At 63.8% G+C, this 15,118-nt stretch carries 13 protein-coding genes; 7 read left to right on the top strand and 6 right to left on the bottom strand.

Annotated elements, in window-relative coordinates:
• Nucleotides 1-78: 78 nt before the first annotated feature.
• From A9971_RS11075 to A9971_RS11065, 3 genes are all read right to left on the bottom strand, one after another.
• The gene (locus A9971_RS11075; protein WP_011060046.1) at nt 79-1,737 is read right to left on the bottom strand and encodes a cation acetate symporter; all 1,659 of its coding nucleotides are present in this window, start codon (nt 1,735-1,737) and stop codon (nt 79-81) included.
• Entirely contained in the window at nt 1,734-2,045 is a 312-nt protein-coding gene (locus A9971_RS11070; RefSeq protein WP_011060045.1) for a DUF485 domain-containing protein, read from the bottom strand. The genes A9971_RS11075 and A9971_RS11070 overlap by 4 nt, the downstream gene beginning before the upstream one ends.
• Before the next feature lie 190 nt (nt 2,046-2,235).
• A complete protein-coding gene (locus A9971_RS11065) occupies nt 2,236-3,087 on the bottom strand; it encodes a glycine betaine ABC transporter substrate-binding protein (RefSeq protein ID WP_011060044.1) in 852 nt (283 codons plus the stop codon).
• 288 nt (nt 3,088-3,375) lie between these two features.
• Between A9971_RS11065 and A9971_RS11060 the strand changes: the two genes are divergently transcribed.
• A complete protein-coding gene (locus A9971_RS11060; RefSeq protein ID WP_404944720.1) occupies nt 3,376-4,971 on the top strand; it encodes a beta (1-6) glucans synthase in 1,596 nt (531 codons plus the stop codon).
• A 27-nt stretch (nt 4,972-4,998) separates the two neighbouring features.
• Here the strand turns inward: A9971_RS11060 and A9971_RS11055 are convergent, their stop codons facing one another.
• Nucleotides 4,999-5,364, bottom strand: coding sequence for a hypothetical protein (locus A9971_RS11055; protein WP_053149796.1), 366 nt, complete (start codon nt 5,362-5,364; stop codon nt 4,999-5,001).
• Nucleotides 5,365-5,597: 233 nt separating this feature from the next.
• Here A9971_RS11055 and A9971_RS11050 point away from each other — a divergent pair, with 233 nt between their 5' ends.
• The 3 genes from A9971_RS11050 (at nt 5,598) to A9971_RS11040 (ending at nt 9,853) form a co-directional block, all read left to right on the top strand.
• A complete protein-coding gene (locus A9971_RS11050) occupies nt 5,598-6,896 on the top strand; it encodes a serine/threonine protein kinase (protein ID WP_026020029.1) in 1,299 nt (432 codons plus the stop codon).
• Complete coding sequence (locus tag A9971_RS11045) at nt 6,889-7,677, top strand: VacJ family lipoprotein (RefSeq protein WP_011060040.1); 789 nt, start codon at nt 6,889-6,891, stop codon at nt 7,675-7,677. Before A9971_RS11050 ends, A9971_RS11045 begins: the two co-directional genes overlap by 8 nt.
• Before the next feature lie 142 nt (nt 7,678-7,819).
• Nucleotides 7,820-9,853: an FUSC family protein gene (locus A9971_RS11040; protein WP_183000595.1), complete on the top strand. Its 2,034-nt coding sequence runs from the start codon at nt 7,820-7,822 to the stop codon at nt 9,851-9,853.
• 7 nt (nt 9,854-9,860) lie between these two features.
• On the opposite strand, the gene A9971_RS11035 is transcribed toward A9971_RS11040, so the two are convergent.
• Nucleotides 9,861-10,784, bottom strand: a complete 924-nt coding sequence (locus tag A9971_RS11035; protein ID WP_123430247.1) for a DUF808 domain-containing protein — start codon at nt 10,782-10,784, stop codon at nt 9,861-9,863.
• A 169-nt stretch (nt 10,785-10,953) separates the two neighbouring features.
• On the opposite strand from A9971_RS11035, the gene A9971_RS11030 reads away from it, so the two are divergent.
• Nucleotides 10,954-11,562, top strand: coding sequence for a TetR/AcrR family transcriptional regulator (locus A9971_RS11030; protein ID WP_011060037.1), 609 nt, complete (start codon nt 10,954-10,956; stop codon nt 11,560-11,562).
• Between the two features lie 131 nt (nt 11,563-11,693).
• Here the strand turns inward: A9971_RS11030 and A9971_RS11025 are convergent, their stop codons facing one another.
• Complete coding sequence (locus tag A9971_RS11025) at nt 11,694-12,134, bottom strand: heme-binding protein (protein WP_015634659.1); 441 nt, start codon at nt 12,132-12,134, stop codon at nt 11,694-11,696.
• Between the two features lie 268 nt (nt 12,135-12,402).
• Here A9971_RS11025 and gcl point away from each other — a divergent pair, with 268 nt between their 5' ends.
• Both gcl and hyi read left to right on the top strand, forming a co-directional pair.
• The gene (gene gcl / locus A9971_RS11020; RefSeq protein ID WP_015634658.1) at nt 12,403-14,178 is read left to right on the top strand and encodes a glyoxylate carboligase; all 1,776 of its coding nucleotides are present in this window, start codon (nt 12,403-12,405) and stop codon (nt 14,176-14,178) included.
• Nucleotides 14,179-14,295: 117 nt separating this feature from the next.
• A complete protein-coding gene (hyi, locus tag A9971_RS11015) occupies nt 14,296-15,078 on the top strand; it encodes a hydroxypyruvate isomerase (RefSeq protein WP_183000594.1) in 783 nt (260 codons plus the stop codon).
• Nucleotides 15,079-15,118: the final 40 nt, after the last annotated feature.

Here is a 15,118-nt window from a genome sequence, read left to right as displayed (position 1 = left end):
GAAAAATGCCCCGGTCTCTCGATCGGGGCATTTCGCCATTACGCAGCTTCTATATAGAAGCCGATACATTCATCTCGCTTAGTGCGACACCGCCCCACTGGCACCCAGGCCGGTCTGCGAACGCACGAACTGCGGGAAGAACAGCGCCCGCTCGTTGACCGCCGCGGTCGACTTGTCGGTGATGGAGAAGAACCAGATACCGATGAAGGCGATGATCATCGAGAACAGCGCCGGGTACTCGTACGGGAAGATCGCCTTCTCGTGATGCAGGATCTGCACCCAGATGGTCGGGCCGAGGATCATCAGCGCCACGGCACTCACCAGGCCCATCCAGCCGCCAATCATGGCGCCACGGGTGGTGAGCTTCTTCCAGTACATGGAAAGCAGCAGTACCGGGAAGTTGCAGCTGGCGGCAATGGAGAACGCCAAGCCAACCATGAACGCGATGTTCTGGCTTTCAAAGAGAATGCCCAGGCCGATGGCCAGTACGCCCAATGCCACGGTGGTGATCTTGGAAACGCGGATCTCGTCCTTCTCGTTGGCCTTGCCCTTCTTGATCACGCTGGCATACAGGTCATGGGACACCGCCGAGGCGCCAGCCAGGGTCAGGCCTGCAACGACCGCCAGGATGGTGGCGAAGGCCACGGCCGAAATGAAGCCGAGGAACACGCTGCCGCCCACTGCGTTGGCCAGGTGCACCGCCGCCATGTTGTTGCCGCCCAGCAAGGCGCCTGCGGCATCCTTGAAGTCCGGGTTGGTGCTTACCAGCAGGATCGCGCCGAAGCCGATGATGAAGGTCAGGATGTAGAAGTAGCCGATGAAGCCAGTGGCATAGAGCACGCTCTTGCGAGCTTCCTTGGCATCGCTGACGGTAAAGAAGCGCATCAGGATGTGGGGCAGGCCAGCGGTACCGAACATCAGCGCGAGACCTAAGGAGAACGCCGAGATCGGGTCTTTCACCAGGCCGCCGGGGCTCATGATCGCTTCACCCTTGGGGTGAACCTTGATCGCTTCGGAGAACAGGGTGTTGAAGTCGAAGTTGACGTGCTTCATCACCATCAGTGCCATGAAGGACGCGCCGGAGAGCAACAGCACCGCCTTGATGATCTGCACCCAGGTCGTGGCCAGCATGCCGCCGAACAGCACGTACAGGCACATCAGGATGCCCACCAGGATCACCGCCACATGGTAGTCGAGGCCGAACAGCAGCTGGATCAGCTTGCCGGCACCCACCATCTGCGCGATCAGGTAGAACGCCACCACCACCAGCGAGCCACAGGCCGACAGGGTGCGGATCTGGGTCTGCCCGAGGCGGTAGGACGCCACGTCGGCAAAGGTGTACTTGCCCAGGTTGCGCAGGCGCTCGGCGATCAGGAACAGAATGATCGGCCAGCCCACCAGGAAGCCGATGGAGTAGATCAGGCCGTCATAGCCGGAAGTGAACACCAGGGCGGAAATCCCCAGGAAGGACGCCGCGGACATGTAGTCGCCAGCGATCGCCAGGCCGTTCTGGAAGCCGGTGATCTTGCCGCCCGCCGCGTAATAGTCGGCAGCCGACTTGTTGCGCTTGGAGGCCCAGTAGGTGATGCACAGGGTGGCACCGACGAAGACCACGAACATCACGATCGCCGATACGTTGAGTGGTTGCTTGTGGACTTCGCCCGTCAAGGCGTCTGCAGCCCAGAGGGCGGGAGCGAAGGCGGCAAGACCGAGTGCTGCGAATAGACGTCGGATCATTGCTGAGCCTCCTTCAGGATCGCATTGTTCAACTCGTCGAATTCGCCGTTGGCGCGTCGCACATAGATGGCCGTCAGGATGAAGGCCGAGAGAATCAAGCCGACACCGATGGGAATGCCCCAGGTGATGGATGAGGTAGGACTGAGTTTGGCGCCCAGGATCTGGGGACCATAGGCGATCAACAGGATGAAAGCCGAGTAAAGCCCAAGCATGATCGCCGAGAGAATCCAGGCGAACCGCTCTCGTTTGCTGACCAGCTCCTTGAAACGCGGGCTGTTTTGAATCGAGAGGTAAATGCTGTCGTTCATTGTTTTTATCCTCGCAGCACAGATTTTAGGTGGAACCTAATCCACTCTATGCGGCTATGGAGCAGGTTCCAGACGACCTTAGTATTAGAACGACATTAGCGTTGGCGCCGGTTTTTTCTTCAATAAATGACAAGGCCGCCCACTGTTTCCAGTGCGCGGCCTCAAGACCCCTGATCTAGACGCGTTGTGCTTATTTAGCAGTCCACTCGGCAACCCTTTCCGGGTGCTTGCTCACCCAATCCTTGGCCGCCACATCGGGTTTTGCACCCTCTTGAATGGCCAGCATGACCTCACCGATTTCATCTTTCGAGGCCCACTGGAATTTCTTCAGGAAGGCCGCCACTTCCGGCGCCTTCTTCTCCAGGCCCTTGCTGCCGATGCTGTTGACGGTTTCAGCAGCGCCGTACACGCCCTTCGGGTCTTCGAGGAAGCGCAGTTTCCACTTGGCGAACATCCAGTGCGGCACCCAGCCGGTCACGGCGATGGAATCCTGTTTTTCTTCGGCGCGGGTCAGCTCGGCGATCATTGCCGCCCCGGAACTGGCCTGCAGCTTGTAGTCCAGGCCGTAGTCCTTGATCGCCTGGTCGGTCTTGAGCATCACCCCCGAGCCGGCGTCGATGCCGACGATCTTGTTCTTGAACGTGGTATCGGTCTTGAGGTCCTCGATGGACTTGGCCTTGACGTACTCCGGCACGATCAGGCCGATCTTGGCGTCCTTGAAGTTGGGGCCGTAGTCCACCACCTTGTCCTTGTTCTTGGCCCAGTACTCGCCATGGGTCACCGGCAGCCAGGCCGAAAGCATGGCGTCGAGCTTGCCGGTGGCTACGCCCTGCCACATGATCCCGGTCGCCACCGCTTGCAGCTTGACGTCATAACCGAGCTTCTGCTTGATCACTTCCGCCGCCACATGGGTCGTCGCCACGCTGTCGGACCAGCCGTCGACATAGCCGATGCTCAGGGTCTTGCTGTCGGCACTGGCCAGAGTGGAGCTGATGGCAAGTACCAGTGCGGCACCTGCGCCTAAGAGTCGTCGCATCTTCATCGTTACTTCCCCGAAAAGTGCAGTGCCGGGCGGCTGCCAGGCACGTCAACGTATGGTTATGGTGCTCAGCGCCCCCATCACGCCTCACCGCGAACGCGTTCGATCATCAGCGGAGTACTGATGCCTGGATCATCAACCCGCCCTGTTCCGCGACCTGCTCTGTCTACGACCTCAAGGCAGCCAGCAGCGACATCAGATAGCCAGTAACCAACGGCCGACCTCTCCCGGGCAATGGGTCCGCCCGAACTTTGCATGTCAAAATCATGCAGCCCACCAAGCTGCGGACAAATGCGGGTAAGATGCCCGGCTTTGTTCCACGACGGCCCGATCATGCCCGCCACCCCTCGTTTCCACGCCCTGCCCTATCTGTTCGCCTGCCTGCTCGGGCTGCTGGCCCTCTGCGGTTATTGGTACGGCCTTGGCCGGCCGGTGCACCTGCCGGATGTCGCCAGCGCCAGCCACAAGCTGCAGTGCGCTTCCTACACTCCGTTCGACAAGGACCAGTCGCCCTTCGACCAGCCGTTCAAGCTGCGCCCGCAGCGCATGGACGCCGACCTGGCCCTGCTGGCGACCCGTTTCGAATGCATCCGTACCTATTCCATGACCGGCCTGGAAGCCCTGCCGGACCTGGCGCGCAAGCACGGCCTGAAGCTGATGATCGGCGCCTGGGTCAACAGCAACCCGGTGGACACCGAGAAGGAGGTCGACCTGCTGATCGCCTCGGCCAACGCCAACCCGGACGTGGTCAGTGCGGTGATCGTCGGTAACGAAGCACTGCTGCGCAAGGAGGTCACCGGCGCGCAATTGGCGCGGCTGATCCTCAAGGTCAAGGCCGGGGTCAAGCAGCCGGTGACCTACGCCGATGTCTGGGAGTTCTGGCTCAAGCACCCGGAAATCGCCCCGGCGGTGGATTTCCTCACCATCCACCTGCTGCCGTACTGGGAAGACGATCCGTCGAACATCGACGCCGCCTTGAACCACGTGGCCGAGGTGCGCCAGGTGTTCGGCAACCGCTTCGCCCCCAAGGACGTGCTGATTGGCGAGACCGGCTGGCCCAGTGAAGGCCGGCAGCGAGAAACCGCGCTGCCCAGCCGGGTCAACGAGGCCAAGTTCATCCGCGGCTTCGTCGCCCTGGCGGAACACAATGGCTGGCACTACAACCTGATCGAAGCCTTCGACCAGCCCTGGAAGCGCGCCAGCGAAGGTGCCGTCGGTGGCTACTGGGGGCTGTTCGATGCTGATCGCCAGGACAAGGGCATCCTCGCCGGCCCGGTGTCCAACCTGCCGTACTGGCCGCTGTGGCTGGGCGTCGGCGGCCTGATACTGCTCGGCACCCTGGTGCTCGGCGGCCGGCCCCGCGACCACCGCGCCGCCCTGCTGCTGCCCCTGTTGGGCGCAGTGGCCGCTTGCAGCATCGGAACCTCTGGAGAACTGGCGCGGGCAACCAGCCGTTTCGCCGGTGAATGGTGCTGGGCCGCGTTGCTGCTGGGGCTCAACCTGCTGGTGCTGGCCCACGCCGCCCTGGCCCTGAGCCCTCGCCAGAGCTGGCGCCTGAAAGCCTTCGGTGCACTGGAGAAACGGGCCGGCTGGCTGCTGACGGCCGCAGGGTTCGCCGCGGCAGTGATGATGCTGGAGCTGGTGTTCGACCCGCGCTACCGCAGCTTCCCCAGCGCGGCCCTGCTACTGCCGGCACTGGTCTACCTGTGCCGCCCGGTGCGAGTGCCGCGCCGGGAGATTGCCCTGCTGACCTTTATCGTCGGTGCCGGCATTGCCCCGCAGTTGTATCAGGAAGGTCTGGCCAACCAGCAGGCCTGGGGCTGGGCCCTGGTCAGCCTGCTGATGGTAGCGGCGCTTTGGCGCAACCTGCGGGCCCGCAGGGCCTGAGGCCATAGGCCATGGCCGCTGCTGCGGCTATGGCTTGCTGGCGCGCACCAGGCGCAAGCCGGCAATCACCACGGCAAATACCGCCAGGGTGGTGTTGTACAGGGCCAGGGCCGGGATGCCGATCAGCAACGCCAGTACGCCCAGCCCCCAACCGGCACGCCCGGGCATGACAAAACCCAGGAGCGCCACGGCCACCGAGCTCCAGCCCAGCACCTTGAAGTGAATCATCCAACCCAGGCTGGAGCGCAGCCCGCACTCCCAGCGGCTGGCAGCCTCGACACAGGCACCCACCCAGCGAGCATCCTCCATGAAGCCGTAGCGCAGGCCATAACTGGCGGCCAGCCACAGCGGCAGGACCACGAGCAGCAGAATCAGGGGAAGGCGGCGGGACATGAAACACTCCGAACAGTCAAAACGGCGCCCAGCATAATCCCCCGCGAACGCTTGGCAAGCGCCAGGCGCAGATATCTGTCATGCAAATGGCGGCAAAGTGTATCGTCCGGCTACTATCACTTCCCAATAAGCCTGTCGCAGGCGTTATTTGTGCCCAACCATGGCACTTCGGCAGCAGCGCGGTGGTCATAGCCTGCGAACCTCATTCGGTACCTTCTTCTAGGGATACAGTCATGCTTCGTTCCTTGCGCTTCGCTGCCCTGTTTGGCGGCCTTATCCTGAGTGCGTCCGCGCTGGCGGTCGACGTCGACCCGGCCACCTATGGCTACCCGTTGACCAACCCCTTCGAAGCCACCATCGCCACCACGCCTCCGGAGTTGCGCCCGGAACTGCCCTCCAACGATGACATCCGCCAGTCTGACCACAGCCTGACGCTGCGTCCGGAACGGGAATTCATCCTCCCGGACAACTTCTGGGCGGTGAAGAAACTCACCTACCGCATTGCCACCCAGGACCACGCCGCGCCGCTGATCTTCCTGATCGCCGGCACCGGGGCGCGCTATGACAGTAGCCTCAACGAGTACCTGAAGAAGCTCTACTACAAAGCCGGCTACCACGTGGTGCAGCTGTCCTCGCCCACCAGCTTCGACTTCATCAGCGCCGCTTCGCGCTTTGCCACCCCGGGCGTGACCCAGGAAGACGCCGAGGACATGTACCGGGTGATGCAGGCCGTACGGGCGCAGAATCCCAAGCTGCCGATCACCGAGTTCTACCTCACCGGCTACAGTCTTGGCGCGCTGGATGCGGCCTTCGTCAGCAAGCTGGATGAAACCCGGCGCAGCTTCAATTTCAAGAAGGTCCTGCTGCTCAACCCGCCGGTCAATCTCTATACCTCGATCACCAACCTCGACAAGCTGGTGCAGACCGAGGTCAAGGGCATCAACAACAGCACTACCTTCTACGAACTGGTGCTGGGCAAGCTGACCCGCTACTTCCAGCAGAAGGGCTATATCGACCTCAACGACGCCCTGCTCTACGACTTCCAGCAATCCAAGCAGCACCTGACCAACGAGCAGATGGCGATGCTGATCGGCACCTCCTTCCGTTTCTCTGCGGCGGACATTGCCTTCACCTCGGACCTGATCAACCGCCGTGGCCTGATCACCCCGCCCAAATACCCGATCCGCGAAGGCACCAGCCTCACGCCGTTTCTCAAGCGTGCCCTGCAATGCGACTTCGACTGCTACCTGACCGAGCAGGTGATCCCCATGTGGCGCGCCCGCACCGATGGCGGCAGCCTGCTGCAACTAATCGACCAGGTCAGCCTCTACGCCCTGCAGGACTACCTCAAGGCCAGCCCGAAGATCGCCGTGATGCACAACGCCGACGACGTGATCCTCGGCCCCGGCGACCTGGGCTTCCTGCGTAAAACCTTTGGTGACCGCCTGACCGTCTACCCCCATGGCGGCCACTGCGGCAACCTCAACTACCGCGTCAACAGCGACGCCATGCTGGAGTTCTTCCGTGGCTAAACATCTCCTGCTTATCGCTGCGTTGCTCTGCGCAGGCTATGCCCAAGCCGACAACAGCAAGGCCAACATCCCCGTCACCCCCGACCCCGATGGCTTCACCGAGCCGTTGAAGAAGCTCAAGTTCAACCCGGGGCTGGACCAGCGCGAGTTCGAGCGCTCGACCTTGAACGCCCTGAATATCTACGACCCGCTGGAGTCGTGGAACCGCCGGGTCTACCACTTCAACTACCGCTTCGACCAATGGGTGTTCCTGCCGGTGGTGGACGGGTACCGCTACGTGACGCCGAGCTTCCTGCGCACCGGGGTCAGCAACTTCTTCAACAACCTGGGCGATGTGCCCAACCTGTTCAACAGCCTGCTGCAGTTCAAGGGCCAGCGCTCCATGGAAACCACCGCGCGCCTGCTGCTCAACACCACCATCGGCGTGGCCGGCCTGTGGGACCCGGCTACCAAGATGGGCCTGCCGCGCCAGAGCGAAGACTTCGGCCAGACCCTGGGCTTCTACGGCGTACCCGGCGGCGCCTACCTGGTGCTGCCGATCCTCGGCCCGTCGAACCTGCGTGATACCGCCGGGCTGGCGGTGGACTACACCGCCGAATCGGCGATCAACTTCCTCAATGTTTCGGAAGCCAGCAGCAACCACCCGGAAATCTGGGTCCTGCGCGGGGTCGACAAGCGCTACCAGACCAGCTTCCGCTATGGCCAGCTGAACTCGCCGTTCGAATACGAGAAAGTGCGCTACGTCTACACCGAGTCGCGCAAGCTGCAGATCGCCGAGTAACCCTGCCTCGCCCCGCCATCCGGCGGGGCGTCCGCTCCCCGTCAAAGCCCCTTCCTCCCCCGCTCGTTGAAAAGCCGATTGGCACACCCTGGCAAAATCGATACGATGCTAATCATTAGCTAGCTATCGATGTGTCTGAAAGATGAAACTGCCGACCTTTTTCCGCGCCGATATCTGGCAAGCCCTCTTCGCCCCTGCCCCTGCCGACCTGCTGTTCGCCGCGCGCAACCTGATTGCCGGCGGCCTGGCCCTGTACCTGGCGTTCCGCCTGGATTTCGAACAACCGCAATGGGCCCTGACCACGGTGCTCATCGTCAGCCAGTCCAGCAGCGGCATGGTCCTGGCCAAGGGCGCCTACCGCCTGTTGGGCACCCTGGTGGGGGCCGTGGTGTCGATATTGCTGATCGCAACCCTGGGCCAGGCGCCCCTGCTGTTCCTGCTGGCCATGGCCCTGTGGCTGGCCTTCTGCACCACCGGCGCCTCGCTGCTGCGCAACCACGCAGCCTACGGTTTCGTACTGGCGGGCTACACCACTGCCATCATCGCCCTGCCCGCCACCGCAGCGCCCTTGCAGGTGTTCGACCAGGCAGTGGCGCGCTGTTCGGAAATCGGCCTGGGGATCATCTGCGCCGCCGTGGCCAGCCAACTGCTCTGGCCGCGCCGGGTGGAACAGGCGCTGGCGGTCCAGGGCCGCGCCGCCTGGCTGGCCGGGCGCCAGGCCGCAGCCTCGGAGCTGCTGGGGGAAGACCAGCGCAAGGGGCTGCTGGAAGCCCTGGGGCGTATCGTCACCGTGGATGCCCAACGCGATCACGCCTGGTTCGAAGGCCCGCAGGGGCGCCGTCGCTCCCAGGCGCTGCGGGTGCTGAGCCGCGACCTGCTGGGCTTGCTCCGGTCCGCCCGCGGCGTGGCGCGGCAACGGCAGATGCTCGACGCCGCCACCGCGCAGCAACTCCAACCCTTGCTCGGCGAGACCATCCAGGCCCTGCAGGCCGAACATGACGCCGCCCTGCCGCCCTTGCTCCAGCGCCTGCAACAGGCACTGCAGGACCCTTCGCTGTCCGCCGCAGGCCATCTGTGCCTGGTGCAACTGGCCCAGGTACTGGAGCGGGTGGAACAGAGCGCCCTGAGTGTCAGCGCCGTGGAACAGGGCCGGGTCCCGCCCGGCGCTCCCGGCGCCCTGTCCTGGCACCGGGATATCCAGCAAGGGGTGCTGGGAGGCTTGCGCAGCGCCCTGGCCTTTCTCGCCGTCGCCGGCTTCTGGCTGCTGTCCGCCTGGCCCTCGGGGCTGGGGGCCGTCTCCATCTGTGGCGTGGTGCTGAGCCTGTTCGCCGGGCGTGAGAACCCTGCCGCGTCCTGCCTGAATTTCTTCAAGGGCATTGCCCTGTCCATTCCCGTGGCGGCCTTCGTCGGCCTTGGCCTGCTGCCGGGCTGGGACGGTTTTCCCCTGCTGTGCCTGGGGCTGGCAGTGCCGCTGTTCTGCGCTTCGCTGTGCATGAGCCGACCGAAGCTCGCGCCCGTCGCCTCGGCGTTCTGCATCTTTTTCGTCAACAACGTCGGCCCCAGCAACCTGATGAGCTACGACCTCGGGGCGTTCCTGAACAAGGCCATGGCCACCCTGATCGGTGTCGGCATCGCCGTGGTGGTGCTGCGCCTGGTCAGCCTCAACCCGGGCGAGCAGCACTACCGGCGGATGTTCAAGGCTTCGCTGTTCGATCTGGCGCAGCTCACCTCACGCCCGCCGGAGCAGGCCGAAAGCTGGTTCGGCGGGCGCATGGCCGATCGGCTGATCCGGGTGTCGCGGTATTGGCAGATGCAGCCCGAGAACCGCCGCAGTCACTGGGACAACGGCCTGCTGGGGCTGGACCTGGGAGATGAGCTGCTGCAATTGCGCAGTTGCCTGGACCCGGCCCGGGGCACCCTGGCCACGGAATGCGAGCATTATCTCGCGCACCTGGCGACGCTGCTCAGGCACGGCGGCCCCAGCGCCAACCGCAGCGAACAGCTGGATGCGGTCTCCGCGGCCCTGCTCAAGGCCCTGGATGGCGACCGCGACCTGCCCCTGCAAGCCCGGGAGATGGCCCGGGCGGCGATCCTGCAACTGCAGTTCACCTGGCGCCGCTGGTGCCGCCAGCAACAAGCGGCCGCGCTGCCGACCCCGGTGCCGGCAGCGGGCTGAGCGCCCGTCAGCCGCGCAGTGCGCGCCAGGCCTTGCCCGCCAGGGTGACCGCCAGCAGCACCACGGCACCGGCAATGATCCCGGCCACGGCATTGAGCAGGGTCGGCATCAACGCCGATACCGGGCCTATGACCCCGGCGCTGCGCTCGGCCAGCCCTTCTATCAGGTGGTGCACGGCGGGCACACCGTGGGTCAGGATGCCGCCGCCGACCATGAACATCGCCGCCGTACCGATCACCGACAGGCTCTTCATCATCAGCGGCGCTGCCCGCAGGATCGCCCCACCGATGCGTTTGGCCAGGGCAGCGGGCTTGTGCACCAGCCACAGCCCCAGGTCATCGAGCTTGACGATGCCGGCCACCAGGCCGTAGACGCCGACGGTCATGACAATGGCGATACCCGAGAGCACCACCACCTGCTGGGTCAGGGAGGCCCCGGCCACGGTGCCCAGGGTGATGGCGATGATTTCCGCGGAAAGGATGAAATCGGTGCGCACCGCCCCCTTGATCTTGTCCTTCTCGAAAGCCACCAGATCCACCTGGGGGTCGGCCAGGGCTTGCAGGGTCTGGGTATGTTCGGTCGCCACTTCGGCGTGGTGCAGGTATTTGTGCGCCAGCTTCTCGAAGCCCTCGAAACACAGGTAGGCGCCACCCAGCATCAGCAGCGGGGTAACCAGCCACGGCGCCAGGGCGCTGATGGCCAGCGCCGCCGGCACCAGGATCAGCTTGTTGCGAAACGACCCCTTGGCCACCGCCCAGACCACCGGGATTTCCCGCTCGGCGCGGACCCCGGAGACCTGCTGGGCATTGAGCGCGAGGTCGTCGCCCAGCACACCGGCGGTCTTCTTCGCCGCCATCTTGGTCATCAAGGCCACGTCATCGAGTACCGCGGCGATGTCATCGATCAACACCAGCAAACTGCTTCCGGCCATGAACCTGGCTTCCCTGCATGGAAATAAGGCGCGCAGCATACCGTGCCGCTGGCAGCACAAGCGAGATGCCAGAAGCAGGAAAACCCCAGCCGCCGGGCATTCTTGAGCCTCGCGCGACGCCGGTGCTACCATGCGCAACCGCCCGAACAGGCAAGGAATCCCCTGGTTTATGAGCACCATCCGCGAGCGCAATAAAGAACTGATCCTGCGGGCCGCCAGTGAAGAGTTTGCCGACAAGGGCTTTGCGGCGACCAAGACCAGCGACATCGCCGCCAAGGCCGGGTTGCCCAAACCCAACGTCTACTACTACTTCAAGTCCAAGGAAAACCTCTATCGCGAGGTGCTGGAAAGCATCATCGAACCCATCCTCCAGGCCTCCACCCCGTTCAATGCCGATGGCGTGCCCAGCGAAGTGCTCAGCGGCTACATCCGCTCGAAGATCCGCATCTCCCGCGACCTGCCCTTCGCTTCCAAGGTCTTTGCCAGCGAGATCATGCATGGCGCGCCGCACCTGAGCCCGGAGCAGGTGGAACAGCTCAACGCCCAGGCCAAGCACAACATCGAGTGCATCCAGACCTGGATCGATCGCGGCCTGATCGCCCCGCTCGACCCCAACCACCTGATGTTCAGCATCTGGGCCGCGACCCAGACCTACGCCGACTTCGACTGGCAGATCTCGGTGGTCACCGGCAAGACCAAGCTCGACGAAGACGACTACGAAGCTGCGGCGCAGACCATCATCCGGTTGGTGCTCAAGGGCTGTGAACTGGATCGCTGATAGCGTTTCGGTACTTTCCGGTTTGTTTCCCGGCCCGCAAGGGCGCAATAGTTTCAATCAAGATCCTGCGCGGCTTTTCGCAGCCTCGCGGGCTCGGCAGTGGCTACAGGCCGGGCCCGCGAGGTCGAGGGCTATGCGCTGACGCCAGCGTCCGCCGCCAGGCCCTGGGCTTCGATCGCGCTGATGGCGCACTGCTCATCGATGTCCGAGGTATCGCCACTGATGCCGATCGCCCCCATCACTGCCCCCGCCTGATCCCGAATCAACACCCCGCCCGGCGCAGGTACCACGCTGCCCTGCCCCAGACCGTTCAATGCGCCGATGAAGGCCGGGCGCTGCTGCGCGTCCAGGGCCAGCAGACGCGAGCCCTTGCCCAGGGCCACCGCCCCCCAGGCCTTGCCGATGGCGATCTGCGGGCGCAGCAGGCTGGCGCCGTCCTCCCGTTGCAGGGTCACCAGGTGCCCGCCGGCATCCAGCACCGCGATGGTCAGCGGCGCCGCATTGATCTTGCGCCCCGCGTTGATGGCCTGGTTGGCCAGGTTGACTGCGACTTTCAAGGTTAAAGCGCTCATGGGTGCCGTCCTTATCTTGTTATTGAGAAAGCCTGGGGAAGCTTCTTGTAGGAGAAGTCCGATACAACAAATAGAACACAATGAATTTATTTTTTGTATACAATAATTCGCTAAAGGCAGCCCCTGCGACAAAAGGACGCCGGTTTATCGGGGCTTTGATGAAAGGCGCTGCCGCTCAAGAAAATGGATTGACCTGCGCCATCCGCCGTGAATACACTTTGCGCAAAACCACTTGTATACAATTACAAAACGCAAGAGGCACAAAACCATGAGCAAAATGAGAGCAATCGAAGCCGCCGTTCTGGTGATGCGCCGTGAAGGGGTCGATACCGCTTTTGGCATCCCGGGTGCCGCCATCAACCCGCTGTATTCCGCGCTGCAGAAGGTCGGTGGCATCGATCACGTGCTCGCTCGCCACGTCGAAGGCGCCTCGCACATGGCCGAGGGCTACACCCGCACCAAGGCCGGTAACATCGGCGTATGCATCGGTACTTCGGGCCCCGCCGGCACCGACATGGTCACCGGCCTGTACAGCGCCTCGGCCGACTCCATTCCGATTCTCTGCATCACCGGTCAGGCCCCCCGCGCCCGCCTGCACAAGGAAGACTTCCAGGCCGTGGACATCACCAGCATCGTCAAGCCGGTGACCAAGTGGGCCACCACCGTGCTGGAACCGGGCCAGGTGCCCTACGCCTTCCAGAAAGCCTTTTATGAAATGCGCTCCGGCCGTCCCGGCCCGGTACTGATCGACCTGCCGTTCGACGTGCAGATGGCGGAAATCGAATTCGACATCGACGCCTACCAGCCCCTGCCCCTGGCCAAGCCGGCGGCGACCCGCCTGCAGGCGGAAAAGGTTCTGGCCCTGCTGGACCAGGCCGAACGTCCATTGCTGGTGGCCGGTGGCGGCGTGATCAACGCCGACGCCAGCGAGCTGCTGGTGGAGTTCGCCGAACTGACCGGCATTCCGGTGATCCCGACCCTGATGGGCTGGGGCACCATCCCTGACGATCACCCACAGATGGTGGGCATGGTCGGCCTGCAGACCTCCCATCGCTACGGCAATGCCACCCTGCTCAAGTCCGACACCGTGCTGGGCATCGGCAACCGCTGGGCCAACCGCCACACCGGTTCGGTGGACGTCTACACCGAAGGCCGCAAGTTCATCCACGTGGACATCGAACCGACCCAGATCGGCCGCGTCTTCACCCCGGACCTGGGCATCGTTTCCGATGCTGGCAGCGCCCTGACCGTATTGCTGGAGGTGGCCCGCGAATGGCAAACCGCCGGCAAGCTCAAGGATCGCAGCGCCTGGCTGCATGATTGCCAGCAGCGCAAGGCCAGCCTGCACCGCAAGACCCACTTCGACAACGTGCCGGTCAAGCCGCAACGCGTGTACGAAGAAATGAACCAGGTATTCGGCAAGGACACCTGCTACGTCAGCACCATCGGCCTGTCGCAGATTGCCGGCGCGCAGTTCCTCCACGTCTACAAGCCACGCCACTGGATCAACTGCGGCCAGGCCGGCCCGTTGGGCTGGACCATCCCCGCTGCCCTGGGCGTGGTCAAGGCCGACCCGAACCGCCAGGTGGTGGCGCTGTCCGGCGACTACGACTTCCAGTTCATGATCGAAGAACTGGCGGTGGGCGCGCAGTTCAACCTGCCGTACATCCACGTGGTGGTGAACAACTCCTACCTGGGGCTGATCCGCCAGGCCCAGCGCGGTTTCGACATGGACTACTGCGTGCAGCTGTCCTTCGACAACCTCAACGCGCCGGAACTCAACGGCTATGGCGTCGACCACGTGGCCGTTGCCGAAGGCCTGGGTTGCAAGGCCCTGCGGGTGTTCGAACCCAAGGACATCCAGCCGGCCCTGCGCCAGGCCCAGGAAATGCTCCAGACCTTCAAGGTACCGGTGGTGGTGGAAATCATCCTGGAGCGCGTGACCAACATTTCCATGGGCACCGAAATCAACGCGGTCAACGAGTTCGAAGACCTGGCGCTGGTGGGCAACGACGCCCCTACCGCGATTTCCCTGCTCGACTGATACCCCTGGCCGCTGGCACCGGCCGGGCCCCGCGCGCCACCTCTCGCCAGAGGTGGCGCCCGGGCCGCCCGCCCCCTGGCGCCAGCCCCAGGCTTGACCGAACCACAGGAGACCACCATGCCGCGCTTTGCTGCCAACCTGTCCATGCTGTTCACCGAACAGGACTTCCTCGCCCGCTTCAAGGCGGCCGCCGATGCCGGCTTCAGCGGCGTCGAATATCTGTTCCCCTACGAATTCAGCTCTGCCGAAATCAAGGCGCAGCTTGACGCCCACGGCCTGAGCCAGGTGCTGTTCAACCTGCCGGCCGGCGACTGGGCCAAGGGTGAACGCGGTATCGCCTGCCTGCCCGACCGGGTCGAGGAGTTCCGCGCCGGGGTCGACCTGGCCATTGCCTACGCCCAGGTCCTGGGCAATACCCAGATCAACTGCCTGGCAGGCATCCGCCCACAGGGCGCCGATGAAGCCCTGTTCGAAAAGACCTTGGTCGCCAACCTCAAGTACGCCGCCGACAAGCTCCAGGCCGTGGGCATCAAGCTGGTGATGGAAGCCATCAACACCCGCGACATTCCCGGCTTCTACCTCAACAATACCGCCCAGGCGCTGTCGATTCGCGAGCAGGTGGGCAGCGACAACCTGTACCTGCAGTACGACATCTACCACATGCAGATCATGGAGGGAGACCTGGCGCGGACCATGGCCAACCACCTGGGCCAGATCAACCACATCCAGCTGGCGGACAACCCCGGGCGCAACGAGCCGGGCACCGGCGAGATCAACTACCGCTTCCTCTTCGAGCACCTGGACCGCATCGGCTACCAGGGCTGGGTCGGTTGCGAGTACAAGCCGCTGACCACCACTGAAGCCGGCCTTGGCTGGCTGAAAACCCACAACGCAATCTGAACCTGTACCTGCGTAGGAGCCGGCTTGCCGGCGAAGAGGC

This window comes from Pseudomonas sp. UME65 (genome assembly GCF_014170225.1).
GTDB lineage: Bacteria > Pseudomonadota > Gammaproteobacteria > Pseudomonadales > Pseudomonadaceae > Aquipseudomonas > Aquipseudomonas protegens.
This window is presented reverse-complemented; position numbering and strand designations above follow the sequence as displayed.

Bases quoted from the DNA above. Each gene is read 5' to 3' on its own strand.
- A9971_RS11075 (WP_011060046.1), bottom strand. From the start codon at position 1,737: ATGATCCGACGTCTATTCGCAGCACTCGGTCTTGCCGCCTTCGCTCCC.
- A9971_RS11070 (WP_011060045.1), bottom strand. From the start codon at position 2,045: ATGAACGACAGCATTTACCTCTCGATTCAAAACAGCCCGCGTTTCAAG.
- A9971_RS11065 (WP_011060044.1), bottom strand. From the start codon at position 3,087: ATGAAGATGCGACGACTCTTAGGCGCAGGTGCCGCACTGGTACTTGCC.
- A9971_RS11060 (WP_404944720.1), top strand. From the start codon at position 3,376: ATGCGGGTAAGATGCCCGGCTTTGTTCCACGACGGCCCGATCATGCCC.
- A9971_RS11055 (WP_053149796.1), bottom strand. From the start codon at position 5,364: ATGTCCCGCCGCCTTCCCCTGATTCTGCTGCTCGTGGTCCTGCCGCTG.
- A9971_RS11050 (WP_026020029.1), top strand. From the start codon at position 5,598: ATGCTTCGTTCCTTGCGCTTCGCTGCCCTGTTTGGCGGCCTTATCCTG.
- A9971_RS11040 (WP_183000595.1), top strand. From the start codon at position 7,820: ATGAAACTGCCGACCTTTTTCCGCGCCGATATCTGGCAAGCCCTCTTC.
- A9971_RS11035 (WP_123430247.1), bottom strand. From the start codon at position 10,784: ATGGCCGGAAGCAGTTTGCTGGTGTTGATCGATGACATCGCCGCGGTA.
- A9971_RS11030 (WP_011060037.1), top strand. From the start codon at position 10,954: ATGAGCACCATCCGCGAGCGCAATAAAGAACTGATCCTGCGGGCCGCC.
- A9971_RS11025 (WP_015634659.1), bottom strand. From the start codon at position 12,134: ATGAGCGCTTTAACCTTGAAAGTCGCAGTCAACCTGGCCAACCAGGCC.
- gcl (WP_015634658.1), top strand. From the start codon at position 12,403: ATGAGCAAAATGAGAGCAATCGAAGCCGCCGTTCTGGTGATGCGCCGT.
- hyi (WP_183000594.1), top strand. From the start codon at position 14,296: ATGCCGCGCTTTGCTGCCAACCTGTCCATGCTGTTCACCGAACAGGAC.